The 16,183-nt window shown below is 60.3% G+C and carries 6 protein-coding genes and 4 tRNA genes; 8 read left to right on the top strand and 2 right to left on the bottom strand.

The window, feature by feature from the left end:
* The first annotated feature begins 100 nt into the window (after window positions 1-100).
* A complete protein-coding gene (locus KBX13_RS09590) occupies window positions 101-1,330 on the top strand; it encodes an aminotransferase class V-fold PLP-dependent enzyme (RefSeq protein ID WP_256021993.1) in 1,230 nt (409 codons plus the stop codon).
* Here KBX13_RS09590 and KBX13_RS09585 read toward each other — a convergent pair.
* On the bottom strand, window positions 1,327-2,325 hold the full coding sequence (locus tag KBX13_RS09585) for an NAD(P)H-quinone oxidoreductase (protein ID WP_256021953.1): 999 nt from the start codon (window positions 2,323-2,325) through the stop codon (window positions 1,327-1,329). The two genes, KBX13_RS09590 and KBX13_RS09585, sit on opposite strands and share 4 nt — an antisense overlap.
* 62 nt (window positions 2,326-2,387) lie before the next feature.
* On the opposite strand from KBX13_RS09585, the gene KBX13_RS09580 reads away from it, so the two are divergent.
* From KBX13_RS09580 to KBX13_RS09565, 4 genes are all read left to right on the top strand, one after another.
* Window positions 2,388-2,472: transfer RNA gene (locus KBX13_RS09580), tRNA-Ser, on the top strand.
* Between the two features lie 81 nt (window positions 2,473-2,553).
* A tRNA-Ser gene (locus KBX13_RS09575) sits at window positions 2,554-2,645 on the top strand.
* 1 nt (window position 2,646) lies between these two features.
* Window positions 2,647-2,722, top strand: a tRNA-Arg gene (locus tag KBX13_RS09570).
* 300 nt (window positions 2,723-3,022) lie between these two features.
* Complete coding sequence (locus KBX13_RS09565) at window positions 3,023-3,847, top strand: fumarylacetoacetate hydrolase family protein (RefSeq protein WP_256021951.1); 825 nt, start codon at window positions 3,023-3,025, stop codon at window positions 3,845-3,847.
* A 12-nt stretch (window positions 3,848-3,859) separates the two neighbouring features.
* On the opposite strand, the gene KBX13_RS09560 is transcribed toward KBX13_RS09565, so the two are convergent.
* A complete protein-coding gene (locus KBX13_RS09560; protein ID WP_256021949.1) occupies window positions 3,860-6,412 on the bottom strand; it encodes a hypothetical protein in 2,553 nt (850 codons plus the stop codon).
* A 253-nt stretch (window positions 6,413-6,665) separates the two neighbouring features.
* On the opposite strand from KBX13_RS09560, the gene mgtE reads away from it, so the two are divergent.
* The 3 genes from mgtE to KBX13_RS09545 all read left to right on the top strand — a co-directional run bounded on the left by mgtE (window position 6,666) and on the right by KBX13_RS09545 (window position 16,167).
* Complete coding sequence (gene mgtE, locus KBX13_RS09555) at window positions 6,666-8,027, top strand: magnesium transporter (protein ID WP_256021948.1); 1,362 nt, start codon at window positions 6,666-6,668, stop codon at window positions 8,025-8,027.
* Between the two features lie 69 nt (window positions 8,028-8,096).
* Window positions 8,097-8,172, top strand: a tRNA-Arg gene (locus KBX13_RS09550).
* A 462-nt stretch (window positions 8,173-8,634) separates the two neighbouring features.
* Entirely contained in the window at window positions 8,635-16,167 is a 7,533-nt protein-coding gene (locus tag KBX13_RS09545) for a carboxypeptidase regulatory-like domain-containing protein (RefSeq protein WP_256021946.1), read from the top strand.
* Window positions 16,168-16,183: the final 16 nt, after the last annotated feature.

Here is a 16,183-nt window from a genome sequence, read left to right as displayed (position 1 = left end):
TGCGTGTGCGTTGAGCGGTGTTTTGGCAGCATGCTGCGGGTGGGGTGCGCTGCGGTGTTCGGGCGTGCATAATGATTGGAAGTGTTGCCTGGAGGAGGTCATGGTGTCGTTGCAGTCGTATGACGTTGCTAGTGTGCGTGGGCTGTACACCTCCCTTTCTGACGGCTGGACCTACATGAATGCGCATGATTGTCCGCAGATTCCGGAGCGGGTGTCGGCGGCGGTTGCACGTTCGTTCCGTATGTCGACGGCGGTTGCGCGCCCGGAGCCGCGGGTCGGCTCGCATGCTCGCCCGACTGTCGGTGTGCCCGAGGGGCAAAGTTTTCTTTTCGACGCCCGCTCCGCCATCGCCGACCTGTGTAACGTTTCGCCTGAGCGTGTGGTGTTGGGGCCGTCGCTTCCGGTGTTGTATTCGGCGCTGGTGTTGGCGATGCGCCCGCTGTTTCGGCACCGTTCGTCGGTGGTGGTGTGCAATGCGGATCGTCCGGTGTTGACGGACGCGTTGGCGCGCTGCGCGGGGGATGCGCAGCTGCGTTGGGCGCAGACCGATTTGGCAACTGGCGATGTGCCTGCCTGGCAGTTCGGCGAGTTGGTGGATGGCTCGACGCGCCTGGTGGCGGTCCCTGCTGCGCATGAGGTGCTGGGGTCTGTGGTCCGCGTGGCGGATATTGCGGATACGGTGCGGGATCGTTCCCGCGCGTGGGTGCTCGCGGACGTCTCGGCGTACGCGCCGTATTACCTGATGGACTTCGATAGCTTCGGCGCGGACATTTTGGGCATTGACGTCGCGGAGCTCGGCGGGCCGCAGGTGGCGGCGCTGGTGTTCCGGGATGAGGCGATGTTCGGAAGGCTGGATATGTCGGCGTTGCAGCTCGACGTATCGACGGGCCTCGCCGGCGGGGTGTCCGCCATCGTCGACCACTACGCGCGCCTGGTGGAGGAGCCGGGGCGCCGCAAGACGCGCCGCAACCGGCTGGAGTTCTCGATGGGGCTGACGCAGCGCTACATGCGTGGCCTGCGCGACGACCTGCACACGTTCCTGGGCACGTTGCCGTCGGTGCACATCGTGGGTGTGTCCGGCGAGGCCGCTGAGGGTTCGCGCATGGAGCACACCCCGCGCCTGGTCTTCGGTGTGCACGGCGTGCCGGCAGAGACGGTGCACCAGCGGCTGTTCGCCAACGGCATCGTATCGACGCCCGCCCCGACCACCCCGCTGCTGCAGGACATGGGTGTCGCCGAGATGGGCGGCGCGGTCGCCGTCGGGCTGGGTCCGTTCAATACGGAAGTGGACATCGAGCAGCTGATCCGTACCGTGGCCTCCCTGGCCTAAGCGGTTTCGACCTCCAGGACGACCTTGCCGGTGTGCTCGCCGGAGTTGAGGTAGGAGTGGGCGCAGCGGGCGTCGATAAGCGGGAAGGTCCGGGAGATGTTCGGTGTGATGTGGCCTGCTGCAATGAGTGGCCACACGTGCTCCACCGTGCTTGCCACGATCGCTGCTTTCATGGGGCGCGGGCGGGCGCGCAGCGTGGTCGCGTGGACGGATTGGCGGCGCGTGAGCATGCGGCCCAGGCTCAGCGTGCCCTTCGGCCCACCCTGCAACCCAATGACGACGAGCCTGCCGTCCACCGCCAGCGCTTTGATGTTGGCCTCCAGGTAGGAGCCGCCGATGACGTCCAGGATGATGTCCGCCCAGCCCGCGAGCTCCTCCTCGAAGTGCTGCTCCTTGTAATTGATGAGCCTGTCCGCGCCGAGCTGCCTGCAGTACTCGAGCTTCTCGGCGCTCCCCGCCGTCACGGCGACCTCGCAGCCCATGGCTTTGCACAGCTGGATGGCGAAGGAGCCGATGCCGCCCGCCCCGCCGTGGATGAGCACCTTGTCCCCGGACTGCAACCCGGCGACCATCCCCAGGTTCGACCACACCGTCGCAGCCGCCTCAACAACGCTGGCGGTCTCCGTGAGAGTGAGGTTGGTTGGCTTCGGCGTCAGCTGGCCCTCCGGCACCGCCACGTACTCGGCGTAGCCGCCGCCCGCCAGCAGGCAGCCGACTTCCTCGCCCGGCTGGCGGCCGGTCGTGCCCGGATCGGCGATGGTGCCCGCGCACTCCAACCCCATAATTTCCGACTCGCCCTTCGGCGGCGGGTACATCCCCTTCGCCTGCATCAGGTCCCCGCGATTCACACCCGCGGCGTGCACCTTCACCAGTACCTCACCCTCCTTCAGCTCCGGAAGGGGAACGGTAGTCAGTTCGAGGGCCCGCGGGTCCGAGGTATCAGTCTGGACGATGGCCTGCATAGTCTTCGTGTTCTGTGTGCTCATACTGCTCATACCGGGCCAGCGTACTGAATTTTCGCGTTCAGCAAGGGGGTGCTGTAGAATCACGCAACATTGGAGACGTGGCAGAGCGGCCGAATGCACTGGTCTTGAAAACCAGCGAGGGTCACACCTCCAGGGGTTCAAATCCCCTCGTCTCCGCACATGAAGGCCCCTCACCGGTTGGTGAGGGGCCTTCGTTTTGTTCCCCGTTCGAGGTGTGTGTACTATGGGCGAAGGTCTGGAGACGTGCCAGAGCGGCCGAATGGGGCTCCCTGCTAAGGAGTTGCCCTCTTTGCGGAGGGCCGCAGGTTCAAATCCTGTCGTCTCCGCCACGCGCCCGTGGCTCAACGGATAGAGCATCTGACTACGGATCAGAAGGTTGGGGGTTCGAATCCCTCCGGGCGCACCAGATCAAACCCCAGTCCACTGTGTGGGCTGGGGTTTGTTGCTTTCCTGCTAGTTGTGCAGTGCCAAAGCACGCACCCATTATTGGCTAGCCCTTTTGTGAACTGGCCATATGTCCGGGCCGATTTTTCGTATTGCGTCCCTTGGCACTCAATCGGCTGGGAGGGACACCAAATTCCCTCCCCGCCCATCAGCGAACTGGGAAAACGCCGAGCCCGTTCGCGCGAATTGGCGAATCTGGTGCGCGCGCATATGCGGGCCGGTAGCGTCGTGCGTACACACACGCACCGAAAGGAATCGCACTATGCAACTGATGACACTTCGCCAACCAGGCGGAACCACGACCGCCGCGCGCCGCACCGGGGAATCGACCGCAGTCAAGCTCGGCTTTCAAGATGTCGGCGAGCTCCTCGCCCAAGAAAACTGGCAGAAGCTTGCCGCGGCAGATGGGGAGCAGCTCACCTTCCAGGACAAGGATCTCGCGCCAGTTGTGCTGCGCCCGGGCAAGGTCATTTGTGTCGGTCTGAACTACGCGAACCACATCAAGGAAATGGGTCGTGAGCTGCCGAAAGTCCCGACGCTGTTCATCAAGTTTGCTGACGCCCTCACCGGCCCCTACGACGATGTGAACGTTCCCGAATGGGCCAGGGGCGCCCTGGACTGGGAGGGGGAATTGGCGGTGGTGATTGGGAAGAGGGCGCGTCGAGTAGTAGAGGCGGACGCGGCTGATTACATCGCGGGCTACGCGGTGGCCAATGATTACACGATGCGCGACTACCAGTACTCCACCCTGCAGTGGCACCAGGGCAAGTCTCTGGAGAAGTCGGCGGGGTTCGGGCCGTGGCTGACCACTCGCGACGAGTGGGCGGGTGCGGGGCAGCTCACGACGCGCCTCAACGGCGAGGTGGTGCAGAACGATTCGACGTCTGACCTGGTGTTCACGCCGGAGTTTTTGATTGAGTACATCTCGCACATTTACCCGCTGAATCCCGGCGACACCATCTTGACTGGTACGCCGGGCGGGGTTGGGCATGCGCGTGACCCGAAGCGTTATGTGGGCGACGGGGACGTCGTCACGATTGAGGTTGAGGGGTTGGGGCGCATCTCGAACCAGACAGTGTTCGAGTAGCGCCCGGCGCCCTTACTTCGCTGGGGTGGTGGGGACGACTGGCGCGGTGGTGGTCACCGAGACGGTCGGCTGCTGGCCTTGGTTGCCGGAGCTGCCGACGGTGATGTCGACGTCCTTGACGTTCGGGATGCAGCTGCGCAGGCCGGCGATCGCCAGCAGGGTCACCATGACGCCGACCAGGCCGCCGCCGACCGCAGTCAGCGTGTTTGCGTCGACGTTGAGGGAGCGGGCGGTGTCGCGGAGTGCGCGGTCAATCGAGTTCTTATCGACGCCCGCAGCCTGAATGCCGAGCTGGTTCGACAGTGCAACCGGGATTGCGGCCAGCAGCGGAAGGCCGAGGCCGACCAGGGTCGCGATGCAGCGTGGGTCGGAGATGCCGCCCTCGGCGCCGACGCGCGCGTTCAGGTTCGAGGAGCCGCCATTGCCAGCGCCCTGGCCTTCGCCGCCCTGGCCGCCGCCCTTGGAGGAGCCGCCGCCGGAGCTGAGCGGGATGCCCTGCACGTTCGGGTTCGCGTTATCGGAGACCTTGATGTCTGGGTTGCCGTTGTTGTTGCCGTTGTTCGAAACGTTTACGGTTGGGTTCGCGTTCCCCGTGACCACGACGGTCGCCTTAGCGTTGTCGGAGACCTTGATGTCCGGGTTGCCGTTGTTGTTGCCGTTGTCCGAAACGTTGACGGTCGGGTTCGCGTTGTTGGTCACAACAACGTTCGGGTTGCCGTTGTTCGACGCGTTGTCCGAAACGTTGACGGTCGGGTTCGCGTTGTTGGTCACAACAACGGACGCCTTGGCATTATCGGAGATCTTGACGTCCGGGTTGCCGTTGTTGGACGCGTTGTTGTTCGCGTTATCGGTGATGTTGACCGTCGGGTTCGCGTTGTTGGTCACAACAACGTTTGGGTTGCCGTTGTTGTTGCCGTTGTCGGAAATGTTCACGGTCGGGTTGGCGTTGCCCGTGATGGTGACGTTGCCGTTGTCGTGGACCTTGGCGTTATCCGTGACAACGACGCTGACCTGCGGGTTGCCGTTGTTGGAACCGTTGTCGGAGATGTTGACGGTCGGGTTGGCGTTGCCGGTGACGGTGACATGGCCGTTGTTGTTGCCGTTGTTTTCGATGCGGATCGCGCCGTCTTCAACCTTGACGATGCCCTCGAGCGCGCCCTTCAGGCTGCCGAGCAGCCCGCCGCCCGAGCCGCCCTTGCCGTCCTCGCCAGAGCCGCCGGACCCACCGCCGCCGATCAGGCCGCCGAGCAAGTTACCGATAGCGCCGCCGATGCCGCCGGTGCCGCCGCCGATCAGGCCACCCAGGATTGGGCCGAGAACGCCGCCGACACCCTTCGCGATTTCCCCACCAGTGGTCTGCGGGTTGGTGGCATTGATGCGGATGGTGCGCTCGACGGTGGAGGTGCCGTCGCTAATTTTGACTGGCAGGTCGAATACGCCCGGGGTGAAGGTGGCAGGTGCGTTGACCTGCACTTCGCCGTTGAGGTTGGTGAAGGACCAGAGCGGGTACTTCGCGCCGCTGCGCTCAATCGTGACGTTCTCCGGCAGGGTGAGGCCCGGAACCGGCTTCACGCGCTGCTTCTCGAAGTCGACTGAGTAGATCTTGCTGAAGTCCGGCAGGTCGCCTTCCCACTTGGCGGGAGGCATGGTGTCGGTGAGCTTGACCTTCAGGGTGCCGGAGTACGGCTCGCCTTTCTTCGGCGTGATGGTGACCGGAATATCCGCGCTACCAGCCTTGATGGCGTTGTTGAAGGTGATCTTGTTCCACGGCTTCCCGATGGTGACGTTGCCCTCCGCATCGACGGTCACTGGCCAGCGCGTGGTGCTGTCCCAGTAGGTCGACGCGATCTTGTCGCCGGGCTCGAGCTTGGCGTCCGGCACAGGCACTGTTTCTTTGTTCCAGAAGTTCTCGGCCTCGTAGGTCTTGTCGAAGTCAAACTTCGGCGCCTCAGGGGCTGGGGCTTCCTCGCTTGTCGACGGCCCCTCCGACTCTGCTGGTGCTTCCGGTTCGGAAGACTCGGCTGGTGCTTCCGGCTCGGAGGACTCAGACGGCGCCTCGGACTCAGCCGTGGTGGTTTCCGGCGTGGTGGTTTCTGCCGAGGTCGTCTCCGGCGTGGTGGTTTCCTCCGCTGGCTTCTCGTCCTTGACGGCGATCTTCAGCGTGGCTTCGTACGGCTCCCCGGCGATCGGGGTGACCTTGATCGGGATCTCGATGGTCTTTCCGACCTTGCTGCTGAACGCCAAGCCATCGCTCGGGCGCCCAACGGTCAGGGCGCCGAGGTCGTCGACGGTGACTTTCCAGCGGTACGTGCCGATCGTCTTCCAGTTGTAGTAGGTCTCTACCTTGTCGCCAGGGTTCAGGGCGAGGTCTTTGAGCGGTTTCGAATCAACGTCCCAGAAGTTGACCTCTTCGGGCGTGTCGAAGTCGGATGCCTGCGTCGCCACTGTCTGGGCGTGGGCTGCGGGGAGGTCGGACGTCGAAACGCTGACGAATGGGGCGACCAGCGCGATAGAAAGCGCACCGGCAGCGATGGAGATGCGCTTTGTGCGCGTGCTGTATGCCATAAACTTGTCCTTTGCTCAAGAGCGAAAACGCTGTACTGGACCTGTAGCACAGGTATGTCACAGATTGATATCGTTTCTGTCCAGTAAAACTTAACATTCTCACCCCCGCCCAAGGCGAGGAACGTAAAGGGATAGGCAAAACATGCAGGTAGTTCGGTGGTCGAAAGGTGTGCTATTCCACCTCCGGGGGTAGGTGCGGCTACGCTTGCAATGCTTGACTTGGCAGGAAGCGGTGAGGTGAAAGGACGTGGAGATGAAGATCAATGACCCCGAGCAGCTCTACGAGCTCGAGCGGCGGCTGGAGGACCACGACCCTGAGATAGAGGAGCTGTCGGAACTTCAGGAGCAGCTGAAGCACGTCCGCCTCAAAGACATCATCGCGATGATTGAGCGCACCGATTTCACAAACGGTGCGAAGATTCTGCGCCTGCTGTCGCCGGAGCGCTCTGCGGTCGTCTTCGACGTGCTGGACCCGGCGCACCAGGCAGACATGGTCACCGCACTTGGCGACGAAGCCGTCGTCGGCTTCTTCGACGCCCTCGGCGCCGAGGACCGCGTGGCCCTCCTCGACGAGCTTCCTCCCGAGGTTGCCGCCCGCCTCATGCACGAGCTCGACGAGGACGACCAGCGCGTCACCAACGTCGTCCTCGGCTACGAGAAGGGCACCGTCGGCCGCACCATGTCGCCGGAGGTGCCGCTGGTCACGCCAGAGATGACGGTCAAGGAGGTCGTCGATAATCTCCGCGAGAACGTCGACAGTCTGGAGACGATCTACACCGTCCCCGTCACGGATGCGCACCGCACGCTCGTAGGCATCGTTTCTTTACGACGCCTCTTCCAATCCCACGCCAACCAACCCGTTTCCGAGGTCATGCGGGAAGCGCAGTACGCCTACGCCTCCGACGAGGCTGAGGACACCGCGCGCTGGTTCCTGTCGTCGAACTTGCTGGCCTTGCCGGTCGTCGACAATGAGCACCACCTGGTGGGCATATTCACATACGACGAGGCCCACGACATCGTCGAGGAAGCAGACAGCGAGGACACAGCCCGCCTGGGTGCGTCCGAGTCCCTGAAGCGCCCGTACCTCTCAACGCCCGTGCAAGCCCTGGTCAAGAGCCGCATCGTGTGGTTGCTGGTGCTTGCGGTCTCCGCGATCCTGACCGTGCAGGTGCTCGGTATTTTCGAGGACACGCTCGAGAAGGCCGTCGTGTTGTCCTTATTTATCCCGCTGCTGACGGGTACCGGCGGTAACACCGGCAACCAGGCCGCCACCACCGTGACCCGCGCGCTCGCGCTCAATGACGTTCGTAATCGCGACGTGGCTAAGGTGGCGTGGCGCGAAATGCGGGTGGGTATGCTGCTCGGCGCGGTGCTCGGTACGTTGGGGTTTGTGCTGGCAGGGCTGGTGTTCGGGCAGTCAGTGGGCATTGTCATTGGGTTGACGCTGCTGCTGGTCTGCACGATGGCCGCAACCGTGGGCGGCGTGATGCCAATCATCGCTAAGACCATTGGCGCTGACCCAGCCGTGTTCTCTAACCCGTTTATCTCTACGTTCTGTGATGCCACCGGTCTGATTATCTACTTCTTTATTGCGAAGGCGGTTCTGGGCATCTAACAGGCGTTTTGCTGGACTCGCAGTTTCGGTGTAGAGTCTCTTTCGTTGCTTACAAGGCAGCAAAACACCGCGCCCGTGGCTCAACGGATAGAGCATCTGACTACGGATCAGAAGGTTGGGGGTTCGAATCCCTCCGGGCGCACCAAATAAAACCCCAGTCCACCGCGTGTGGGCTGGGGTTTCTGCTTTATTCTTTGAGGCGGTGCCAAAAGACGCACCCCTTGAAATCTAGGCCTTTGCTGACCTGTGCGTATATTGGTCACGTTTTCTCGGATTGCGTCTCTTGGCACTCATTTCCTCATTGGCCATCAGTGAACTGGGGAAACAAAAAGGGGGACCCCGCTGCTCTCAGCTTTTTGCAAGGTTTGCCCGGCGTGTGTTGGGGGTGCCTGATTGATTTGGACTAAGGGCGCAGGTCGGAGGGGGCGTCGATAATTGGAGCGGTGCGAAGAGGGGATTTGCGATTCTTGCGCTGCGTATATGTAGCTCTTAGCTTGAATTGACGGTGGTAAACGACGTATATTTGTACAGATTACTTAGGAGAAGTCTGTGCGCTTGCTCCTAGGCTTCGAATTTCTCTCAATAACGTACGAATCAGGAGACCATAATGACCGGAAACGGTAAGCCCGGACGCGGGCTGTTTTCCAGCATTCGCAAAGCGGCCATAGCTACGGCGACCGCTTTTTCTTTAGCTATCGGTGGGATGGCCGTCCCGGCGGTGAGCGACCACGCCGCCGAGGTGGCGCTGCCGTCGGCGTCGGCAACTGTTATCACTGATTTGCCCATTCAGCAGGCAAAAGTGACTAAAAAGGGGCAGCGAAAAATTTCGTGGGCGATACAGTCTGTAGGGTCGGCGCGATATCCAATCCCTATCTCCGGGATTTTTACAATCACTCCTTGGCTGGAGTCCAAAAAGCCGATCGTGCCGATCGGTAAGGTAAAAGTCCAGATCAAGCAGGGTGCTGAAGTTGTTGAGACTCTAGGCGAGTTTGATTTTCCGATCACCTCTGACGGGAAGTCCTATAAGCTTGATCTCTCCTCCAAGTGCACCACCTCTTCGCCTTGTTACCTCCCACAGTCTGACGTCCACTCATTGTGGATTGAGTCTGCGAACGATCTCGATCGAAAGCTCTTGGGAAACTTCGAGCAAGGTCGCCTTCAGGGAGGCTTTGGGCACCGTGAAGCTGAGGAAAAGAAACCAGAAGCCCCCAAACAAGGTTGGGTAGCGGGCCTTGTACAGGTACCGAATGGCTACTCGGCCTCCGATGTTGACCTGAAGATTGATGGGCGCCCAGTTCAAGTTGGTGGCAACGGCTGGTTTGTGAGCGAGAAGTTCAATGCTGGGACGTACGGCTGGGAAGCTCGCCTGAACGATAAGACTTCAACGTCAAGCGGTAGCGTTACAATCAGTGCTGACCAGCAGTCCTACCTCAATATCAAACTTGAGGAGCGCAAGGGGACCGTTTTGGTCCATATGCACGATCGTCATGGCTACCCGCTGTGGAACACGGGAGGTAGCCTGCAGATCAAACGTACCGACCTTGGCCCGAGTAACGGAGCTTCAATTGACCATGGGAATTGGTCGTCGACTGAACTAACCGGAAGCTACGGCGACTACCAAATTTGGTACAGCGGCTCGGATGAGTACTTCCCTACATCAGCACAGTCGTTCAATATCCCAGGGAACCGGCCAAGTGAAATCAGGTTCTACCTGCAGCGCAAGGAGGTAAGCGGTAGGGTTTACCTGCCGTCTGGTTACTCGTTCAATGCTGCGCAGGGGCTTACCCTCACAGTGTTTGACCAAAACAAACGCGAGGTCCGGAAGGTATCTCTCCTGGACTCTGGGGATTACAAGATTCAGGGTCTGGACAATGGAAGCTACCGCTTCCAGCTCTCTGGTGACTACATCAATACCGTTTCACGAACGGTGAATATTAGTAACCGTACGATCGACGGAGTTGACTTCCGACCAACGTTGAAAGAGGCCCGCGCTAAGGTAGAGATCCAGGTCCCAAGCAACGAGAACTTTGATGGCGGAAAGATTCGCCTGAAATACAACAATCAGACTTGGGGTGACTACCCATACAAGAATCAAGCAGGATACGACCTCGGTGTTGTCAACCCAGGTGAGGTATCCGTCCAGCTGATCGACCGGAACGGAAAGGTCGTAGGCAGCGGTTATGAGTTCGTGCTTCCAGGCGAAACTAAGATTGTGCGCGCCACAGTGTCCAAGACGCTGGCTTCCTACCAGGGCGTGGTGCTTGACCAGTTTGATAATCCAATTTCTGGTGCCACGGTCTCTGTAAACGGCAAGAGTGCGAAGACAAACTCTCGCGGTCAGTTCGTTGTTGCAGGTGTGAAGCCTACGGAGTCGGTTCAGGTCAAGGTCGATGCAATTGATAACTACACCTACGAGCTGAATAGGTCAGTGCCGGTCAATAAGACTGAAGGTGGCAAAACCTACGATCTTCCTGAGCCGCTGAAGCCGAACTTTATGACGAAGGAGCTTCTTCTCCAGTTCCTCGGCGGAGAAGACGGCGTTGCAGGCGTGACGTGGGAAGTCACTCTGAGCCCGAACCATAAGAAGGCAAACGGGGCTGAAGGACGTAAGGGCGTCACTGATAAGAACGGCTTTGTCCAGCAGGTGCTGTTCCCAGGCACCTACGATCTCAAGCTGACTTCTCCGAAGGGCGACCTGGGCGACAAGTACACGTTCGAGAATGCTCCTCGAACCGTCACGATTGCTCCCAAGACTGGCATGCAAGTCCAGGAGATCACGCTGAAGAAGAACCCAGGCGAGATCAACGGTCGCGTCATCTACGACGATGGCAAGCCAGTGGTGAATGCCGAAGTTCGAATTGGCAATGAGACGGTTCGTACGAACTGGAACGGCTACTACACCTTTAACAGGGTCGCGGCTGGCGCTGACTCGGTAACCGTCGCTGCGGCAAGCGATGGCACCTACGCAGAGGCATCGCAGAAGTTCTCGGCGCTCAAGGCAGCGGAGAGGAAGACTGTCGAGGACATCAAGGTCGACCGAGCAACCTCCCGCATTGAAGGCACCGTCCGCATCGACGGGAAGCCTGCTTCAGGTGGTGTCTCGGTGGAAGCAAAGGGCCAGAACGGCGCGTACATCGACTTCGGTGGTGTTGACTCGAGCGGTAAGTTCTCCTTTGCAAATACCGGTTCCGCGAAGCTGCTGCCAGGTAAGTACGAGGTCACGGTCCGAAACTCGGGTGATGGTCGCTTCGACGAGACGACCAAGTCTGTCACCGTCAAGCCTGGAGAGCCTGCAAAGGTTGAGTTCGACCTCAAGGAAAATCGCGCTCCAATTGTCGCGACCGTCCGTAATGAGGCCGGTGAGCCAGTCAGTGGCGCTAAGCTGACCCTCAAGGGCGTCGACACTACCTGGACCGAAGGCGAGCGCGGCGTGTATACCTCAGGCAACCTGCCTGCTGGTGAGTACATCGTCCAGGTTGAGGCAAACGACATTCATGGTTCCACACACGGTAAGGTCACAGTGAGGTGGGCTGCAGGTGGCCGTGCTAACTACACCGTCACCCGTAACCCGGGCACCGTCACGATTAACGTCACTGACGATGCAGGGCAGCCAGTAAACGGTGTGAAGGTGCGGCTTAAGGGCACACAGTCTGACGCTTACAAGACGCAAATCAACAAGGACTTGACCACCGCAAACGGCAAGGTCGCTTTCGATAAGGTTCCAGTCGGTACCTACAAGGTCACCATTGACGACTCTGCAGCATACGACGAGGCCCAGGGTATTGAGCTCAAGGTCGATGCAGCGGGCAACGTCGTTCGCGATGTGAAGCTGCGTCGTAAAGATGCATCCATGACGGTCCACGTCATGGATGAGAAGAGCCGTGCTATCTCGTCACCAGTCATCAAGCTGATTGATGAAAACGGTGCAGAGACCAAGGGCACCGGTGACGTGAACGGCAAGGTCGAGTTCAACGAGCTGCGCCCAGGTACTTACACGATTGAGGTTGAGCCAACGGATCGCCACAAGGGTGGATCGAAGTCCGGCGTCACCATCAAGCCTGGCACCACAGCAGCTGATAACAAAGAATTCGTCAGGGTGACCAACGAGTCCGCGACGGTGATCGGTACCGTCGTCGACGAAAACAAGCAGCCAGTTGCTGGCGCCACCGTCAAGGTGACGAACGAAGGCACGCAAGAAGTCACGACTGACAAGGACGGCAAGTTCGTCGTCGAGGGCCTCAGCGAAGGCAACGCAACCTTTGAGGTCCCGAAGACTAGCGAGTACACCGGTAACAACCTCACCGTGAACGGTCTGCTGCCAGGTGATCAGAAAGAGATCACCATCGAGGTCACCCGAGACCTTAAGCGCCTCAACGGCTCCGTGCTTGACGATGGCGGCAATGCCATCGAAGGCGTCGAAGCACAGTTGATCCAGAACGGTGAGGTAGTAAAGACCCAGACCACCGATAAGTCCGGTAGCTTTGCATTCGACAAGATGGAGCCGGGTACCTACACGGTGAAGGTCGAGGAGACTGACACCCACCTCGCTGGTGAGAGCGAAAGCTTCGAGGTTGTGCTTGGCCAGGGTACGGATCCTGTCCAGGTCTCCTTGCAGCGCAAGCCAGGCAGCATGAAGGGTAAGGTCGAATTCTCGAACAACAAGGTTGTCGACGGCGCCGAGATCCGACTGGTACCGGAGTCCGGCGATCCAATCGATCTGGAATTCAACAACGAAGGCAACATTGCCGTGCCAGAGCTACCAGCAGGTACGTACAATGTTGAGGTCAAGTCCCCGGACAACTACAAGCGCGTAAGCGTTCCACCACTGACGGTCTACCCAGGCAAGGAAGCTGACTTGGGCGTGATTAAGTTCACCGCCGAGATCGGCGACGTTGCAGGCACTGTCCGTGACGAGAACGGCGAGCCTGTTGGCAAGGTCAAGATCAAGCTGCAGCGAGCAGGCCAGCAGCCAATCGAATCTGAATCTGCCGAAGACGGCACGTTCTCCTTCACCAAGGTCCCGGTGGGCGATTACACGGTTGACGTTGTGCAGCCGGAGAAGTTCAAGCCGGTCCGCGGTCTGACCGCCACGGTGAAGCCTGCCGAGGAAACGGCTCTTGACATCACCCTCGAGACGAAGCCGACGAAGGGCACCATCAAGGGCAACGTTGAGGACGAAGCCGGTGAACCGGTTGCGAACGTTGGTATCTCGCTCGAGCCGACCTCCGGCAAGGGCAACACCATCGACGTCAAGGTCGCCGAAGACGGCACATTTGACGACGCCACCATCCCAGCAGGCTCCTACAGCCTCAAGGTGACCCAGCCGGTTGGCTACGAACCGGTGGACAACATCCCGGTCAAGATCGACGCAGGTAAGGAGCGTGTCGTCCCGACCATCACGCTGAAGAAGAGCGAGGTGGAGGCCGAAACCGGTAACTTCATCGGTGGTGTCTACGACAAGGCGACGAATGCTCCGCTGCCGCAGACCGGCCTGGTTCTTGTTGGCGACGCTGGACGCTACCCGGTGGCTATTAACGCTGACGGTTCGTTCCGCCGCAACGGCATCCCAACCGGTAACTACCAGTTGAAGATCGCGCAGCCGGAGGGCTACCTCGAGCGCGCGGACATCACCGTTGTCATCGAGACGGGCCTGGACAACTATGCCCAGGACATCAAACTGGAGAGGATCCCAGTTGAGAACACCCCGACCACGGGTACCCTGCAGGGCAACGTGCTCGGCGTGAGCGAGGGCAAGCCAGTCGAGCAGATTGCTGGCGCGAAGGTGAACATCCTCCGCCTCGGTGGCGGATCTACGCAGGTCACCACGAACGATTCGGGTATCTTCACGGCTTCCGGTCTCGAGCCGGGCGAGTACGTCGTCCAGGTGGAGGCACCGGAGGGCTTCAATACGCCGCGTTACCAGCGTGTCGTTGTTGAGGCTGGCAAGACGAACGGCGACCTGCGGGTCTATCTTGAGCGTAAGCCGACGCCGAACCCGAAGCCAGGTGCAGCACCAGGCACGATCAGCGGCTGGCTCCTTGATGACGGCAACTACCCAATCAAGGGCGGCACGGTTCGCATCAAGGGCACCGCAAAGAATAAGGACGGCAGCCCACGCCTTGACGAGGACGGCAAGCCTATCGAGACACTTCCAGCGGTGAAGATTGGCAAGGACGGCTACTTCACCACGGATCGCCTTGAGCCAGGTGAGTACACCATTGAGCTCGACGTCCCAGATGGCTGGCCAAAGCCGAAGGGCTGGCCGAAGAAGGTCACTGTCACTGAGGACAAGGCGATCGAGCTTGGCCTTGTCAGCATCAAGGCACCGCGAAGCAACGTCGAAGGTGTTGTTGACGACGGCTCCGGCAACCCAGTCGAAGGCGTCATCGTGACCGCGACCGACCCGCGTGGTGATACCAGCGTGGTCGCCACCGACAAGAATGGTAAGTTCGTCTTCGATAAGGCGCTGCCGGGTACCTCCACCATCGAGGTGTTCACCCCGCAGGGTATCCAGAACGTAGACCCAATGTACGTTCCGGTCAAGCCTGGCCAGGACGTTGCAATCCCTGGCGTCCACCTGACGGAGAAGCAGCTCAAGCTGAGCAAGCGTGTCCGCGGGTACGATGCCGACGATATGGACAGCGCCCCGATCCTCCCTGAGGACTGGGACCTGATCTACGGCTTCGTGATCACCAAGGAGACTGACGAGATCATCAAGAACATCACCCTGGATGACCCATTCCTGGGAGATGCCAAGATCACCTGGCCTGAGGGCTGGGATAAGCCAGAGAATCGCACCTTGGAGCCGGGCGAGCACGTGTTTGCCTCCGCGAAGATTCCGCCGCAGAAGGACATGTCCGTTGTGAACAACATCGCGACGGCCCGCGGTACGGGCAGCAAGGGACAGATGGTGGCGTCGACACCTGATAACGCAGTGGCAAGAATTGGTTCTGCCTCTGTGGAGAAGAAGGTCAACGCACGGTTCGGTGTGGATAAGAACAAGCCAGTGTCCCTCGATGTGGATGAAGACATGTACTTCACCTACGAGATCATGAACCGCGGCGCCGCACCGATGTACAACGTCACCCTGACGGACGAGGTCTGCGAGTGGAATGAAGGCACGAGTGAAGACGATTCCAACGACTGCAAGCCGATGGAAATCGACCTGCCGAGCGACTGGAACCGCACCCTGCTGCCAGGCGAGCGCGTCTTCCTCACCGCTGCGCTACCGCCGCTGAAGCCAGGCACCCGTCACCACAACAAGGCGCTGGTGAAGGCCGACCTTGACCAGCCTCGTCGTAGCCCGGGTATTGAGGAAGAGAAGGGCATCTACGAGGAGGACCCACCGTCAATCCTGACGGTTACCCCGAACAAGAACTCGTGGGGTAACGCACACGTGATTGTGTCTGAGGGCAAGACCCCGAAGGGCTACATCGATGGTGTGCTCAGCGGCCTGCCGGCTGGCCTGCTCACGGAGGCGAAGGTTGAGCTCATCTCGGAGGACAACAAGACCTCCCTGAGCGCAACCGTCGACGGTAACGGAAAGTTTGCCTACGGCAACGTCACGCCAGGCAAGTACAAGCTGCGCGTGACCAACCCGTCTGAGGACGTCATGAAGATCGCTGGCGAGTACGGCATCCCGACCGAGAAGGCAGCAAAGGGTGGGAAGATCACCACCAAGCTGTTCGAGGTCGAAGCAGAACAGCCGACGGACCTCAGTATCCAGCTGGTGAAGGCGGAAGTTCCGAAGGAAGGCAGCTCCCTTGGGCGCTGCATCACGGAGACCTCGTCTGCCTCGAACCCGGCGATGTACCTCATCCCGCTCGGCCTGCTGGTCGGCGCGATGGCGGGCAGCCTGGTCATCTACGAGGACCAGTTCAACGCCGTGGTCAAGCAGTTCAACCAGGCGATGCCGCAGCTCGCAATCGAGCGTCCGGCGTGGATGAACCAGATCAGCCGACAGCTAGAGCAGCTGCACCCAGCAGCGGGTCCGGCAGTGCTGGCCATCATCCTGGTCGCGGTCGGTGCCATCGCGGTGGGCCTTGCTTACGCAGCCTGCGAAGCTGGTGCTGACGGCTCCAGCAAGGGAGAAAGCTCCAGCAAGAAAGAGCAGACCCCTAGCAAGGAAAAGGTCTCCTAGCCCAAAGCGCTAAGGA

The sequence above is a fragment of the Corynebacterium sp. CCUG 51687 genome (assembly GCF_024453995.1).
GTDB classification, from domain to species: domain Bacteria; phylum Actinomycetota; class Actinomycetes; order Mycobacteriales; family Mycobacteriaceae; genus Corynebacterium; species Corynebacterium pseudogenitalium.
This window is presented reverse-complemented; position numbering and strand designations above follow the sequence as displayed.

Coding starts and splice junctions, on each gene's coding strand:
- KBX13_RS09590 (WP_256021993.1), top strand. CDS start 101: ATGGTGTCGTTGCAGTCGTATGACGTTGCTAGTGTGCGTGGGCTGTAC.
- KBX13_RS09585 (WP_256021953.1), bottom strand. CDS start 2,325: ATGAGCAGTATGAGCACACAGAACACGAAGACTATGCAGGCCATCGTC.
- KBX13_RS09565 (WP_256021951.1), top strand. CDS start 3,023: ATGCAACTGATGACACTTCGCCAACCAGGCGGAACCACGACCGCCGCG.
- KBX13_RS09560 (WP_256021949.1), bottom strand. CDS start 6,412: ATGGCATACAGCACGCGCACAAAGCGCATCTCCATCGCTGCCGGTGCG.
- mgtE (WP_256021948.1), top strand. CDS start 6,666: ATGAAGATCAATGACCCCGAGCAGCTCTACGAGCTCGAGCGGCGGCTG.
- KBX13_RS09545 (WP_256021946.1), top strand. CDS start 8,635: ATGACCGGAAACGGTAAGCCCGGACGCGGGCTGTTTTCCAGCATTCGC.